This window comes from Pseudorhodoferax sp. Leaf267, assembly GCF_001422405.1.
In the GTDB taxonomy this organism is placed as follows: Bacteria; Pseudomonadota; Gammaproteobacteria; order Burkholderiales; family Burkholderiaceae_C; genus Pseudorhodoferax.
Genome location: NZ_LMMV01000024.1, coordinates 48,965 through 62,650, shown reverse-complemented (window position 1 = coordinate 62,650; position 13,686 = coordinate 48,965). Strand labels below are relative to the sequence as shown.

12 protein-coding genes and 1 pseudogene are annotated in these 13,686 nt (G+C 70.0%); 8 read left to right on the top strand and 5 right to left on the bottom strand.

The features are described from left to right. Window positions 1–48: 48 nt before the first annotated feature. Window positions 49–867 (bottom strand): IclR family transcriptional regulator, encoded by an 819-nt coding sequence (locus ASF43_RS23915; protein ID WP_056186819.1) that lies wholly within the window; start codon window positions 865–867, stop codon window positions 49–51. Between the two features lie 122 nt (window positions 868–989). On the opposite strand from ASF43_RS23915, the gene ASF43_RS23910 reads away from it, so the two are divergent. From ASF43_RS23910 to ASF43_RS23890, 5 genes and pseudogenes are all read left to right on the top strand, one after another. Then, complete coding sequence (locus ASF43_RS23910) at window positions 990–1,763, top strand: enoyl-CoA hydratase-related protein (RefSeq protein ID WP_056186816.1); 774 nt, start codon at window positions 990–992, stop codon at window positions 1,761–1,763. Window positions 1,764–1,765: 2 nt separating this feature from the next. Continuing rightward, window positions 1,766–2,911 (top strand): CaiB/BaiF CoA-transferase family protein, encoded by a 1,146-nt coding sequence (locus tag ASF43_RS23905; RefSeq protein WP_056186813.1) that lies wholly within the window; start codon window positions 1,766–1,768, stop codon window positions 2,909–2,911. Between the two features lie 26 nt (window positions 2,912–2,937). Next, complete coding sequence (locus ASF43_RS23900; protein ID WP_056186810.1) at window positions 2,938–3,897, top strand: tripartite tricarboxylate transporter substrate binding protein; 960 nt, start codon at window positions 2,938–2,940, stop codon at window positions 3,895–3,897. Further along, window positions 3,894–4,646, top strand: a pseudogene (locus tag ASF43_RS23895) (enoyl-CoA hydratase/isomerase family protein). The gene ASF43_RS23900 and the pseudogene ASF43_RS23895 overlap by 4 nt, the downstream one beginning before the upstream one ends. Window positions 4,647–4,680: 34 nt before the next feature. After that, on the top strand, window positions 4,681–5,613 hold the full coding sequence (locus ASF43_RS23890) for a succinylglutamate desuccinylase/aspartoacylase family protein (RefSeq protein WP_056186809.1): 933 nt from the start codon (window positions 4,681–4,683) through the stop codon (window positions 5,611–5,613). 7 nt (window positions 5,614–5,620) lie between these two features. Here ASF43_RS23890 and ASF43_RS23885 read toward each other — a convergent pair whose 3' ends face one another. Further along, entirely contained in the window at window positions 5,621–6,847 is a 1,227-nt protein-coding gene (locus tag ASF43_RS23885) for an MFS transporter (protein WP_056186807.1), read from the bottom strand. A gap of 185 nt (window positions 6,848–7,032) precedes the next feature. Between ASF43_RS23885 and ASF43_RS23880 the strand changes: the two genes are divergently transcribed. From ASF43_RS23880 to ASF43_RS23875, 3 genes are all read left to right on the top strand, one after another. Beyond that, on the top strand, window positions 7,033–8,208 hold the full coding sequence (locus ASF43_RS23880) for a PQQ-dependent sugar dehydrogenase (RefSeq protein WP_156373500.1): 1,176 nt from the start codon (window positions 7,033–7,035) through the stop codon (window positions 8,206–8,208). Between the two features lie 248 nt (window positions 8,209–8,456). Continuing rightward, window positions 8,457–8,789: a DUF6883 domain-containing protein gene (locus ASF43_RS30160; RefSeq protein WP_156373499.1), complete on the top strand. Its 333-nt coding sequence runs from the start codon at window positions 8,457–8,459 to the stop codon at window positions 8,787–8,789. 3 nt (window positions 8,790–8,792) lie between these two features. Continuing rightward, window positions 8,793–9,026: a DUF4926 domain-containing protein gene (locus ASF43_RS23875; protein WP_056186803.1), complete on the top strand. Its 234-nt coding sequence runs from the start codon at window positions 8,793–8,795 to the stop codon at window positions 9,024–9,026. Window positions 9,027–9,061: 35 nt separating this feature from the next. On the opposite strand, the gene boxA is transcribed toward ASF43_RS23875, so the two are convergent. The 3 genes from boxA to boxC form a co-directional block, all read right to left on the bottom strand. Continuing rightward, complete coding sequence (boxA, locus tag ASF43_RS23870; RefSeq protein WP_056186801.1) at window positions 9,062–10,330, bottom strand: benzoyl-CoA 2,3-epoxidase subunit BoxA; 1,269 nt, start codon at window positions 10,328–10,330, stop codon at window positions 9,062–9,064. Between the two features lie 143 nt (window positions 10,331–10,473). Then, window positions 10,474–11,901, bottom strand: coding sequence for a benzoyl-CoA 2,3-epoxidase subunit BoxB (boxB, locus tag ASF43_RS23865; protein WP_056186800.1), 1,428 nt, complete (start codon window positions 11,899–11,901; stop codon window positions 10,474–10,476). 27 nt (window positions 11,902–11,928) lie between these two features. Further along, on the bottom strand, window positions 11,929–13,596 hold the full coding sequence (boxC, locus tag ASF43_RS23860; protein ID WP_056186797.1) for a 2,3-epoxybenzoyl-CoA dihydrolase: 1,668 nt from the start codon (window positions 13,594–13,596) through the stop codon (window positions 11,929–11,931). Window positions 13,597–13,686: the final 90 nt, after the last annotated feature.

The window sequence follows — 13,686 nt, the reverse complement described above, 5'->3', positions numbered from 1 at the left end:
CTGCACCGGCCAGGGCTGGGCAAGCGCCTGGCTTGCGGCCGGGGCGGTCTACAGATCTGCCTGCCGGCCCCAGGCCGCCTGGATGTCGGCGGCCAGCCTGCGCAGCAGGCCCACGTGGTCTTCGTCGTCCTCCTGCGTGGAGGCGGCCGGCACCGGAAAGCTGACGTTCAGCGCATACAAATCGCCGCCCGGCGTGCGCAGCGGCGCGGCCACGGACACCATGCCGGCCTGCCACTGCGCCCGGCAAAAGCCTCGCGTGCGCACGCTGGCCAGTGCCGCCGCGATCTGGCGCTGCAGCGTCGGCCAGCCGGCTCCATGTGCCTGGCGCAGGCGTGCCAGCAGCGCCCGGCGGTCCGCCGCCGCCATCCCTGCGAGGAAGGCGCAGCCCAGCGCGGTGCTGGCGATCGGGATGCGCGAGCCCGGCACGATGCGCCGGAACATGCCGCGCCGGCTCAGGCGCACCGAATCCAGATAGACCATCTCCAGCTGGTCGGCCATGGCAAGCCCCACGTTGACATGCCTGCCTTCGGCCAGCGAACGCATGAGCGGAAGGGCCACCTCCAGCGCGCGCTCGGACGCACGGTAGACCAACGCCAGCGTGAGGCACACCGCGCCGAGCCGGTAGCCCTGCTGCGCATGGTCATAGGCCAGGAAGCCCGCATCCACGAGCGAACGCGTGAGCCGGCTCACGGTGGGGCGCGGCAGGCCCGTGCGCTCGGCCAGCTCTGCATTGCCGAGCGTGCGGCCGCCGAGGCGGAACGCGCGCAGCAGCTGCAGGCCGCGCTCCAGCGAATGGCTGCCGGGCGTGCTACGCACAAAGCTGCCGGTGGCGCGCGTGCGGCTGCGCGTGGAGGGTGTGGCGGGCATGGCGCCGATTCTCGCAATTTCGGAATCCGAAACTCCAGCCTTGTTCGCACCCACCCCCCCGACGCAATACTGCCGCCGAGCGCATGCACCCGTGCCACGCGCCACCACCAAGGGAGACAGGCATGCATTTCACCGAGCTGGGCTACAGCGTGGCCGACCGCGTCGCCGTGCTGCGCTTCGAGCGGCCCGAGCGCATGAACGCGTGGACGCCCACCCTGGAAACCGAATTGCGTCAGGCCCTGGCGCAGGCCGAACGCGACGACGCCGTGCGCTGCATCGTGCTCACCGGCGCCGGCCGCGCGTTCTGCGCCGGCATGGACATGGAGGTGTTGCGCGGCGCTGGCGAGCGCCCCGGCGGGCCACTGGCCGAGGGCGAGCGCTACGCCTACCTGGACCTGATCGACAAACCGCTGGTGGCGGCGATCAACGGCGCTGCCGCGGGCGTGGGCCTGTGCCTGGCGCTGTACTGCGACCTGCGCTTCGTGGCCGCCGGCGCCAAGCTGACCGCGCCGTACGCGCGGCGCGGCCTGGCGGCCGAGCACGGCATCGCCTGGCTGCTGCCGCGCCTGGTCGGCCCCATGCACGCGGCCGACCTGCTGCTGAGCGGCCGCACCCTGCTGGCCGACGAGGCCGACCGCATGGGCCTGGCCCGCCAGTTGCCGGCCGAGGGCTTTCTCGACGCAGTGCTCGAGCGCGCACGCGAGCTGGCCAATGCCACCTCCCCACGCTCGGTGCGCGTGATGAAGCGACAGCTGCGCGAGGCCCGCACGCAGACCCTCGGCGAAGCCACGCGCCTGGCCGACCGCGAGATCGCGGCTTGCCGCGGCACCGACGACTTCCGCGAGGGCGTGCAGCACTTTCTGGACAAGCGCGCCCCCCATTTCACAGGGACATGAACATGCAACCGTTCGCAGCACAACCGCTCCAGGGCATCCGCGTGGTCGAGGTCGCGCAGAACATCGCCGGCCCCTACACCGGCGAGATCCTGTCGGCCCTGGGCGCCGATGTGGTCAAGGTCGAACGGCCCGGCACCGGCGACGATGCGCGCGGCTGGGGCCCGCCGTTCTGGCGCGGCACGGCCACCACCTTCCAGGCGATGAACCACGGCAAGAAGAGCATCGCGCTGGACCTGAAGGACCCGGCCCAGCTGCAGTGGCTGCGCGACTACGTGGCCCAGGCCGATGTGTTCGTGCAGAACATGCGGCCGGGCTCGCTGGCCGAGCTGGACCTGGGCCCCGAGGTGCTGTGCGCGGCAAACCCGCGCCTCGTCTACTGCTCGCTGACGGCGTTCGGCCACAAGGGCCCCAAGCAGCTGGCGCCCGGCTATGAGCCCATGGTGCAGGCCTATGCCGGCCTGTTCAGCATCAACGGTGCAGAGACCGGGCCGCCATCGCGTGTGGGGATGCAGGTGCTGGACCTGGGCAGCGGCATCTGGGCCGCGCTGGGCTGCATCGCCGCGCTGTTCCAGCGTGCCAGCACGGGCAAGGGCTGCGTGGTCGACACCTCGCTGTTCGAAACCGCGCTGGGCTGGCTGCAGGTGATGATGGCGGGCTTCCAGGCCACCGGCCAGCAGCCCGCGCGCCACCGCAGCGGCAACCCCAACGTGGTGGTGTTCCAGGCCCTGCCCACCGCCGATGGCGAGCTGGTCGTCGCCGCCGCCAACGACCGGCTGTTCGCCAAGCTGGCGCGGCTGGTCGGGCACCCCGAATGGGCGGCCGACCCGCGCTATGCCAGCAATGCCTTGCGCGTGCAGCACAAGGCCGAGCTGGTGCCGGCGCTGGAGACGCTGTTCCGCCAGCGCACCACCGAGGACTGGATCCTCGCGCTGGAGGCCGCCGGCATCCCCTGCGGCCCGATCCAGGACTTCGCGCAGGTCATGGCGCAGCCGCAGACCGAGGCCATCGGCATCTTCCAGAGCATCCCCGAGGTCGACCTGAAAGTGGTGGGCCTGCCGCTGTCGTTCGACGGCGAGCGCCCTCCCATGCGCGGCCGGGCACCCGAACTGGGCGAGCACACGCAAGACATCTGCGGCGGGCTGCGCTGACCGATCCACAACGCAAGGAGACAGACATGGACAGAAGACAGTGCATCCAGGGCCTCGCAGCGCTGGCGCTGGCGGCCGGCGTGCCGGCCCGGGCGCAGGAGCACAAGCCGATCCAGATCATCGTGCCGTTCGGGCCCGGTGGCTCGGGCGACATCTCGGCGCGCATGCTGTCCGAGTTCCTCACGAAGAAGACCGGCCGCGCGGTGGTGGTGGACAACCGGCCGGGCGGCAACGGCATCATCGGCGTGGAGGCCGTGCGCGGGGCGCCGGCCGATGGCTCGGTGCTGCTGCTGGCCACCACGTCCACGCACCTGGCCAACCCGGCGCTGTTCACCAGGCTTCCCTACGACCCGGGCCGCGACTTCCGGCTGGTCGGCTCGTTCGGCCCCGGATCCACCTACATGCTGGTGCGGCCGGACGCGCCGTACAAGACGCTGCAGGAGTTCGTGCGCGCCGCCAGGGCCGCACCGGGCGCCATCAACTACGGCCACTTCAATGCCACCTCGAAGGTGACGGCCGCGCTGTTCGCGCACGAGGCGGGCGTGCAGCTCACGCCAATCCCGTACAAGCAGGTGGGCCAGGCGATGTCCGAGCTGATCGCCGGCCAGATCCAGGTGGTGTTCACCGACACGGTGCAGGGCGACTCCTTCGTCTCGTCCGGCCAGCTGCGCGCGCTGGCCGTGCACAGCGATGCCCGGCTCAAACGCTACCCGGACCTGCCGCTCATCGCCGAGTCCATTCCCAACTTCACCATCCGCGGCGGCTTCCTCGGCATCGCGGTGCCGGCCGCCACGCCCATGGCCACACAGCAGCAATTGAACGGGTGGATCAACGAGGCGGTGACCACCGACCCGATCAAGTCGCGGCTGGAGGGCTTTGCGTTCTCCCCCGCCAGCGTGGGGCTGCCCGAGCTGGCCGCCTTCGAGCGCGAGGAGCGCGCGAAGTGGAAGCAGTACGTGCAGATCGCCGGGATCGAAATCCAATGAGCGACATCCACCGCCTCGACGCAGGCCACGCCCACGTCGCCCTGCTGGAAATCCGTCGCCCCCCGCACAACCACGCCAGCGTGGAGATGCTGGGCGAACTGGCCGACACGCTGGCCCGCATCGATGCCGACCCCGGCATTCGCTGCACCGTGCTGGCCGCCGAGGGCCGCGTGTTCTGTGCCGGCGCCGACTTCAGCGGCGGCGCGCAGGACCCCGCCCCGTTCTACGTGCAGGCCATGCGGCTGTTCCGCACGGCCAAGCCTGTGGTGGCTGCCGTGCACGGCGCGGCCGTGGGCGCCGGCCTGGGGCTGGCCCTGGCGGCCGACTTCCGCGTGACCTGTGCCGAGGCACGCTTCTCGGCCAACTTCAACCGCTTGGGGTTCCACCCGGGCTTCGGCCTCAGCGTCACGCTGCCGCGGCTGGTGGGCCCCCAGCAGGCCAGCGTGCTGCTGTTCACGGGCCGGCGCATCGACGGCGTCCAAGCCTAGCGCAGCGGGCTGGCCGACGTGCTGGTGGCGCAGGACGAAGTCCGCGAGACGGCCCTGGCGCTGGCGGCCGAGATCGCGCTGTCGGCACCGTTGGCCGTCACCAGCACGCGGGCCACGCTGCGGCGCGGGCTGGCCGACGAGATCGAGCGCGTGAACCGCCACGAGCGCGAGATGCAGCAGGTCCACACCGCCACGGCCGACTTCCAGGAAGGCGTGCGCGCCATGGCCGAGCGTCGTCTGCCGCGGTTCGAGGGGCGCTGAGCAGCGCGTCCGCCATCCCCGTAACATCTCGCGGATGACCACACCCCAACTCGAAGTCCTGCCCCGCGACCTGTCGGCCTACCGCCGCGGCAACACCGGTGTCGACTACGTGCACCGCTTCGATTCCGGCCAGCCCGGCCCGCATGTGCTGATCAACGCGCTCACGCACGGCAACGAGATCTGCGGCATGGTGGCCGCCACGCACCTGCTGGACACGGGCGTGCGGCCCAGGACCGGCACGTTGACGGTGAGCTTCGCCAACGTGGCGGCCTACGAGAGCTTCGACATCGAGAAGCCCTTCGACAGCCGCCAGCTCGTGCACAACATGAACCGCATCTGGTCCACGGCCTGGCTGGACGGCGCCGAAGACAGCCCCGAGCTGGCCCGGGCCCGTGCGCTGCGCGGCGTGGTGGACGCGGCGGACCACATCCTCGACATCCATTCCACGAGCCAGGACGTGCCCTCCTTCTGGGTCTACCCGGCCTACGCGCGCAACGGCGCGGTGGCGCAGGCCATCGGCCGGCCGGCGCTGCACTTGCTGATGCCCAAGGGCCTGGGCTCGGGCACGCCGCTGATCCAGTACGGCGGCCATGGCAACGACGGCCCCGGGGCGGGTGTGGCGCTGGTCGTGGAATGCGGCCAGCACTTCCACCAGGCCTCCGCCGACCTGGCCACGGCCGTGACGCTGGACTTCCTGGCGCATTTCGGCCTGATCGACCCGGTCGCACCCAGCGCGCCAACGCAGCCGCAGAAGCGCTTCGAGCTGCTGGAGACGCACCTGGTGCAGACCACCGACTTTCGCTTCACGCGCCCGCTCGTGGGGCTGGAGACCTTCGCGCAGGACGAGCTGATCGCCGAGGACGGCCCGCACCGCATCGTCTCGCCCTGCGACGGCTGCACCGTGTTCATGCCCACGCGCGAGCCCATCGTCGGGCGCGAAGCCGTGTATTTGACGCGGGCGATCTGATCGGGCCTCACCGCTCGGGGCGGGCGGCCTGCGCGCGCGGAATCCAGTACGCCAGCGCACCGGCCGCGGCGTAGGCGATGAGCCCGGTGACGGCGATGCCCGCCGCCAGCGACAGGCCGCCCGCCAGGAAGGACAGCAGCGCCGGCCCGCCCGATGCGCCGATGTCGGACAGCAGCCGCCACACGCCCAGGAAGTGCGCGCGGCCGTGCCGCGGCGAATGGTCGGCGCCCAGCGTCATGATCATCCCCGAGCCGATGCCGTTGCCGAAGCCGATGGCCAGCGACGCCAGCAGCAGGCTGTGCAAGCCCGATGTGAACGGCATCAGCAGCAGGCCCGTGCCCATGATGAGCATGGACGGCACGGCGACCCAGCGCCGGCCCTTGTGGTCCATCACCTTGCCGGCCGGGTAGAAGACCAGCATGTCGATGCCGCCGGCCAGGCCATACACCAGCGACGCCACGGCCGGCGCCATGCCGAGTTGTTCGGCCCACAGCGGGATAACGACCTGGCGCGACGCGCGCACGGCGCTGACCAGCAGCACGCCCAGGCCCAGCGTGCGGAACACGTGGCGGTGGTCGCGCAGCGTCGACACGATGGTCGTGGCAGCCGGTGGCGCCTGGCCGGGCGGCAGCGGCGGTGCCGGCAGGTCGGGCACGCGGGCGCCCAGGGCCGCGGCGCCCAGCACCCCGGCGATGCCGACGCCGAAGGCCGCCGCCAGGCCGAAGGCATGCACGGCCGCCGCACCGAGAAAAGGCCCGATGAACATGCCGATGCGCATGACCCCGCCCAGCGTGGACAGCGCGCGCGCCCGAAAGGCGACCGGCACGGCCTCGGTCATGTAGCTCTGGCGCGCCAGGTTGTAGACGGCCTGTGACATGCCCACCATCAGGCAGCCCAGCGCGAACAGGCCCAGGTGCGAGGTCCACACGCACAGCGCCATGCCCAGCGCGCTCCACAGGCCGGCGGCAACGATGGCGCCGCGCTCGCCCCAGCGCATGGTGATCAGCGAGGCCGGGATGTTGTTGAGCAACGAGCCCAGGCTGATGAGGCCCACGACCAACGCGGCCATGGGCACGGAGGCGCCGAGCTCGCGCGCCATCAGCGGGATGATGGGCAGGATGGCGCCCTCGCCCAGCCCGAACAGCAGGGACGGGCCGAAGGCCGGCAGCGCGATGCGCCGAAACGAGAACGCATCGGGCGCCGAAGGGGTGGGGTCAGCGGAAGGGGGCGGCATGCGGCAGATGGGATCGGCAGACGCAGGCCAGGAAACGGCGAGCGCCGCGGCATTGTCTCGCTCCCCGTGCCCAGGTGCAGCGCGGCCCGGCACGGCCACGACGCGGCACAGTCCGACGGTGCACCTGCGCTGGCGCGCATAGCATGGCCGTGTCTTGGAACCTGCCCACCTTCAGGAGACCTGCCATGGCAACCGCGTCCCGCGCACTGCGCACGATGGCTCTTGCTGCATGCGCCCTGCTGGCTGCTTCCTGCGGCGGCGGCGGGGGCGGCGACACCGCGCCAGCACCCATGCCCGAACCGCCGCCGGCCGCGCCGCAGCTCACGGCCGTGCACACCGGGCTGCAGAGCCCCTGGGGCCTGGCGCTGCTGCCCGACGGACAGATGCTGGTCACGCAAAAGGCCGGCAGCCTGCTGCGCCTGTCGGCCGACGGGCGCACGACGCTGGCGACCATCGCCGGCGTGCCGGCCGTGGCCGCGGCCGGGCAAGGCGGCCTGCTGGACGTGGTGGTCGACCCCGACTACACGCCCGCCGCCGGCTGGATCTACCTGAGCTACGCCGAGCCCGGTACAGGCAGCGAAGCCGGGCTGGCCGGCACGGCGGTGCTGCGCGCGCGGTTGCAAGGCGACGCGCTGGTGGATGCGAGCGTCATCTTCCGCCAGGCCCCCAAGGTGGCAGGCGGCAACCACTTCGGCTCGCGGTTGGTGGTCGCGCGCGACAAGACGCTGTTCGTGACGCTGGGCGAGCGCTTTCTGTTCGACCCCGCGCAGGACGTCACGCAGACACTGGGAAAGGTGGTGCGCATCGCCCGCGACGGCAATGCGCCGGCCGACAACCCCGGCTTCGGCGCTGGCGCCCGGCCGGGCCTGTGGAGCATCGGCCACCGCAATCCGCAGGGTGCGGCATTGCACCCCGACACGGGCGAGCTGTGGGTCAGCGAGCATGGCCCGCAGGGCGGCGACGAGCTGAACATCGCGCGCGCCGGCGCCAACCACGGCTGGCCGCTGCGCAGCTACGGCTGCCCCTATGGCGTGACGCCGAGCGCAGCCTGTCGCTACGGCGGCGGCGTGCACGCGCCGGACTTCGTGGAACCGCTCACGACCTGGGGGCCGCCTTCGACCGCGCCGTCCGGCCTGGTGTTCTACACCGGGACGCTGTTCCCCGAGTGGCGCGGCCAGCTGTTCAGCGGATCGCTGGCCGGCCAGACGCTGTGGCGCCTCACGCTCGACGGCAACACCGTGGCCGCGCGCGAGGCCATGTTCGACACCCTGGGCGAGCGCTTTCGCGACGTGCGGCAGGCGCCGGACGGGGCGTTGCTGCTGTTGACGGACAGCGGCAAGCTGATGCGGCTGGCGCGGTGATGCGTGCCCTGCGCGCGCGGCCCGGACGCTGGCGTATCCCGCTGTCGAGTGTCACTCCCGCGCCCCACACATTCGCTGATCCCGGGCCCACATGCTCACAGCGTCCAAGATCGCGCTCGACGCCGTCTGGTTCGACGGCACACTCCAACAGCGAACGCGGCATGCGCCGCTCGCACGGTCCACGGTGCCGGGGAAACATGCCGTGTGTCGGTTCCAAGTGCTGGGGGCGAGAGGCGTAGACTGGCCGCATGCTGCTGCCAGCCGCGGAACAGGCTCACATTGATCCGGCCAAGATTCGGGACTATCTGCTCTCGCACGTCCATCCAGTTGGGCGCTTCAAGGCCACCGTATTTCTGGCTCTCGGATACCGGGCTGAAGAATGGGAAAGACTTCGTGACGACCTGCTCGCCCTGGCATGCGAAACCGAAGCCGTGCCTGGACAAGCCAGTGCCTTTGGGCAGAAGTACGAAGTCAGTGGTAGTCTGCACGGGCCGAATGTTCGAGTGGCGAAGTTCATCTGCGTATGGCTCGTGCCCATCGGCGGAGAAGCTCCTCGATTCATCACTGCGTTCCCGGGGTAAATCATGCACAAGCTACTGGACACGGTTGCACTCACCAGGGATCACCCTGAGACAGGATTGCGCAAAGGCGACGTCGGCGCGATCGTCGATATGCCGGCTCAGGGCGCGTACGAAGTCGAGTTCGTGGCGGCGTCGGGACGCACGCAGGCCTTGGTCACGCTCACGGCCGACGATGTGCGGTCGCTGGGCGACAGTGATCTGATTTCCGTCCGCTCACTGGCGGAGTTCGACGCCTGACGTACGCGTTGGCGGCACTGGCCTTGCCCGCCTGCTCAGTACGTCTCTAGGTGCAGCCGCCCCTCGCGCTTGAGCCCGGCGGCCACCGTCTCCCAGTCCAGCCCCGCCTGCGTCGCGACATCGCGCAGCGCCAGCACCACGCCCTCTTCCATGCTCTTCAAGCCGCACACGTAAAAGTGCGCATGGCTGTCCTTGAGCAGCGCGGCGAGGTCGGCCGCGCGCTCGCGCATGCGGTCCTGCACATAGTGGCGCGGCTGGCCGGGCGTGCGTGAGAACGCGAAGTTGATGTCGATGAAATCCTTGGGCAGAGACTGCAGCGGGCCGAAGTACGGCAGCTCCTGCTGCGTGCGTGCGCCGAAGAACAGCAGCAACTTGCCACCTTCGAACTTGCCGCTGTTGCGCAGGCGTCGCCGCCACTCGGTCATGGCGCGCATGGGCGCGCTGCCGGTGCCGGTGCAGATCATCACGAGATGCGATTTGGGGTGGTTGGGCATCAGGAAGCTGGTGCCGAACGGGCCGACGACCTGCACGGTGTCGCCGACCTTGAGGTCGCAGACGTAGTTCGACGCGATGCCGCGCACCGGCTGGCCCTGGTGGTCCTCGGTCACGCGCTTGACCGTCAGCGAGACGTTGTTGTAGCCGGGCCGCTCGCCGTTGCGCGGGCTGGCCACCGAGTACTGGCGCGGCTGGTGCGCGCGGCCCAGTGCGTCGGTCCCAGGCGGGATGATGCCGATGGACTGGCCCTCCAGCACCGGGAACGGCATGGCGCCGAAGTCCAGCACCACATGGTGCGTCTCGCTGTCGAAGCCGGCTTCCGTGCAGTTGATGTTGCCGACCACGGTAGCCGTGGTCGGCTTCTTCGCGCTGTAGAGGTTGGTGTAGGCGTGCGCTGCGGACCAGGGCGGCACGCTGGCGCCGTACTGCGCGGAATTGAACGGGACGGTGCCGGGCTCGGGCTCGGCCTGCGCCGGCGCGGGGGCGGCATCCACCTCGATGGCCGCATCGCCTTCAATGGCCAGCTGCTCAGGTGGCAGCTCGCCCGGCAGCTCGTCCCAGGTCAGCTGCTCCTCGATGGAATACGCCCGCGCGCGCGGCATGCTGCGCCAGTTGTCAATGGAGCCAGTGGGGCACGGCGAGATGCAGGCCATGCAGCCGTTGCAGACATCGGCCTTCACGACGTAGTTGCGGTCGTCGTGCGTGATCGCGCCGACGGGGCATGTGGCCTCGCAGGTGTTGCAGCGGATGCAGATCTCGGGGTCGATCAGGTGCTGCTGGATGACGGCTGCGTCTACGGCCCTGTCCATCGTGGGTCTCCTTCCTTTGATCCTAAAGCCCCAACGGGGCTGCTCCGTGCCAGGGCACCCGCGGAACTGGCTTTGCCAGGCCGCTGGGTGCGCCCCCTGCAAGGGGGTTGGCGGAGCGACACGAAGTGCGCGGAGACTGGGGGTTAGCCAAAGCGTACATACTCGAAATCCACCGGCTGGCGGTTGATGCCCATGACCGGCGGCGCGATCCAGCCTGCGAACTTGCCGGGCTCGACCACGCGGCCCATGAGCGAGGCGACGAAGGCGAAGTCTTCCGGCGTGGGCAGCCACTCGGCCTTCTTCGCGTTCCACTCGGCCTCGCTCACCACGCGGCCGTCGGGCGACATCTTGATCCCGGCCAGCGCACCGATCTGGCGGTTGAAGGCCTTGTGCGGCACCGTGAGGCGGGTCGGGATGCCGGCCTTTTCCAGCACCTTGTTCCAGCGGTTCACGCCGGCCACCGAGTCCTTGATGAAGTCGTCGCGCAGCACTTCGTTGAGCGCATTGAGCATCGGCACTTCCTTCTCCTGCAGCTGGCCGTTGACGACCTCCAGCACCTTGTAGGTCTGGCCCTTGAGCTGGTGGTCGTCGGTGCGTTTGCCTTCTTCGTACCGGCCCTTCAGGCCCGAGCTGTAGAAGATCGCCGCGTTGCTCGACTGGTCCGCACCGAACAGGTCGATGGTCACGCTGTAGTGGAAGTTCAGGTAGCGCTGGATGGTGGCGAGGTCGATGGCGCCGGCCGCGCGCACCTGGGCTGCATCGTCGGTCTTGAGCTCGTTCATCACGGCAGCCGTGCGCGACAGCACGCGCGAGACGCCGCTCTCGCCCACGAACATGTGGTGGGCCTCTTCCGTCAGCATGAACTTGGTGGTGCGCGCCAGCGGATCGAACGCGCTTTCGGCCAGCGCGGAGAGCTGGAACTTGCCGTCGCGGTCGGTGAAGTAGGTGAACATGAAGAAGGCCAGCCAGTCCGGCGTCTTCTCGTTGAAGGCACCCAGGATGCGTGGGTTGTCCACGTCGCCGCTCTGACGCTGCAGCAGGGCCTCGGCCTCTTCGCGGCCGTCGCGGCCGAAGTGCTTGTGCAGCAGGTAGACCATGGCCCACAGGTGGCGGCCCTCTTCCACGTTGATCTGGAACAGGTTGCGCAGGTCGTACATGCTGGGTGCCGTCAGGCCCAGGTGGCGCTGCTGCTCGACGCTGGCGGGCTCGGTGTCGCCCTGCGTGACGATGATGCGGCGCAGGTTGGCGCGGTGCTCGCCGGGCACGTCCTGCCAGGCCCTCTCGCCCAGGCTGTCACCGAAGTGGATCTTGCGCTCCGCATCGCCCGGGTTCAGGAAGATGCCCCAGCGGTAGTCGCGCATCTTCACGTGGCCGAACTGGGCCCAGCCTTGCGGGTCCACGCTCACGGCGGTGCGCAGGTAGACGTCGTGGTTGGTCGAGCCCTCGGGGCCCACGTCGTCCCACCAGTTGATGAAATTGGGTTGCCAGCCCTCGAGCGCGCGCTGCAGCGTGCGGTCTTCGCCGAGGTTGACGTTGTTGGGAATCTTCTCGCTGTAGTTGATCGTGCTCATGGGGTGTCTCCTTGGACCTGCAAAGGTCTAGACGCGGTTGAAATCGAAGCCGACCTTCTCGCCCTTGCCGTAAAGCTTGAGCGCGCCCTTCTCGCCCACGGCGTTGGGCCGCTGGAAGATCCAGTTCTGCCAGGCCGACAGCCGGCCGAACACACGGGTGACCATGTTTTCCTTGCTGCAAAAGCGCAGGTTGGCCTCCAGGCCGGTCAGCGCGTCGGGCGACATGGCGGCGCGTTCTTCGAGCGCGATGCGGATCTCGTCGGCCCAGTCGATGTCGTCGGGCGCGGCGGTGACCAGGCCGAGCTGCAGGGCCTGGTCCGCATCCAGCGGCTGGCCGGCGGCGGCACGGGCGGCCTCCAGCGGGCCGGCTTCCTCGTAGAAGCGGCGCTGCAGGCGGCTCTGGTCCGTCACCATCGGCAGCAGGCCGAAGTTGAATTCGTCCAGCACGATCTTCGGAGCCTGGTCGGCATCGTCGGGCAGGGCCAGCATGTAGGTACGGTCGGCCGCGAAAGCCAGCTCGGCCAGCATGCCGGCAAAGCAGGAGCCGGCCTCGACCAGCGCGAACAGGGTGCGCGAGGACACGTCGAGCCGCGCGAAGGTGCGGCGCAGCAGGCCCAGGGTCTGCACCACGAGCCAGTGGTCCTGGTTCGCGGCGATGAGCGCGTCGGCGGCCAGCACGGCAGCGGCATCGCCCTCGGTCTTGAGCAGCCAGGTGCCGATGTCCAGCTCGTTGGTGCGCAGGTTCAGGATGGCGTCGTCGAGTTGGCGGCCCATGGCCAGCGGCCACCACGCGGCGCCCTGCGCCTCGATGCCGGCGGCATCGGTGGGCTGCGCGCCACGCGGCGCCTTGACGGTCAGCGTGGCCGTGCGGCGTGTGCGGTCGATGGCAACCGTCACGTGTTCGTAGGCGATGCCGTCCGCCGCGTCTTCGCGCTCGATTCGCGGCAGGGCGATGCCCTGGGCGGCGGTCGCGCGGCCACCGGCCTCGCCCAGCTTCGCCGCACGCTCCTGCACGGCCGCGCCGAACTGCGCGGGCTTGGCGACGGCGTCCACGAGCCGCCAGTCCACGGCGCGCTGGCCGCGCACGCCTTCCACGCTGGTGCAGAAGATGTCGGCCAGGTCGTGCCGCACCTTGCGCTTGTCCGTGACGCGGGTCAGGCCGCCCGTGCCGGGCAGCACGCCGAGCAGCGGCACCTCGGGCAGCGAGACGGACGAGGAACGGTCATCCACGAGCACGATCTCGTCGCAGGCCAGCGCCAGCTCGTAGCCGCCACCCGCACACGCCCCGTTCACGGCGGCCAGGAACTTCAGCCCCTCGTGCTTGGACGAGTCCTCGATGCCGTTGCGCGTCTCGTTCGTGAACTTGCAGAAATTCACCTTCCAGGCATGGCTGGATAGGCCCAGCATGAAGATGTTGGCGCCCGAGCAGAAGATGCGGTCCTTGGCGCTGGTGACGATGACGGACTTGACCTGCGGATGCTCGAAACGCAGGCGGTTCAGCGCGTCATGCAGTTCGATGTCCACGCCCAGGTCGTAGCTGTTGAGCTTTAGCTTGTAGCCGGGGCGGATACCGCCGTCCTCGGCGATGTCCAGCGACAGGCGCGCCACGGCGCCGTCGGTGCTGAGGGTCCAGTGCCGGTAGGCCGCAGGCTCGGTGCGGTAGTCGACACGGGGGCTGGCGGCGGCATCGGTCATCGTGGTCTCCTTGGGGCACGGCGACAAGCAAAATAATGCACGCCACCAAACTGACATGCATCATCGTGCATGTTCGCGCACGCGTCAATG

Coding starts and splice junctions, on each gene's coding strand:
- ASF43_RS23915 (WP_056186819.1), bottom strand. CDS start 867: ATGCCCGCCACACCCTCCACGCGCAGCCGCACGCGCGCCACCGGCAGC.
- ASF43_RS23910 (WP_056186816.1), top strand. CDS start 990: ATGCATTTCACCGAGCTGGGCTACAGCGTGGCCGACCGCGTCGCCGTG.
- ASF43_RS23905 (WP_056186813.1), top strand. CDS start 1,766: ATGCAACCGTTCGCAGCACAACCGCTCCAGGGCATCCGCGTGGTCGAG.
- ASF43_RS23900 (WP_056186810.1), top strand. CDS start 2,938: ATGGACAGAAGACAGTGCATCCAGGGCCTCGCAGCGCTGGCGCTGGCG.
- ASF43_RS23890 (WP_056186809.1), top strand. CDS start 4,681: ATGACCACACCCCAACTCGAAGTCCTGCCCCGCGACCTGTCGGCCTAC.
- ASF43_RS23885 (WP_056186807.1), bottom strand. CDS start 6,847: ATGCCGCCCCCTTCCGCTGACCCCACCCCTTCGGCGCCCGATGCGTTC.
- ASF43_RS23880 (WP_156373500.1), top strand. CDS start 7,033: ATGGCAACCGCGTCCCGCGCACTGCGCACGATGGCTCTTGCTGCATGC.
- ASF43_RS30160 (WP_156373499.1), top strand. CDS start 8,457: ATGCTGCTGCCAGCCGCGGAACAGGCTCACATTGATCCGGCCAAGATT.
- ASF43_RS23875 (WP_056186803.1), top strand. CDS start 8,793: ATGCACAAGCTACTGGACACGGTTGCACTCACCAGGGATCACCCTGAG.
- boxA (WP_056186801.1), bottom strand. CDS start 10,330: ATGGACAGGGCCGTAGACGCAGCCGTCATCCAGCAGCACCTGATCGAC.
- boxB (WP_056186800.1), bottom strand. CDS start 11,901: ATGAGCACGATCAACTACAGCGAGAAGATTCCCAACAACGTCAACCTC.
- boxC (WP_056186797.1), bottom strand. CDS start 13,596: ATGACCGATGCCGCCGCCAGCCCCCGTGTCGACTACCGCACCGAGCCT.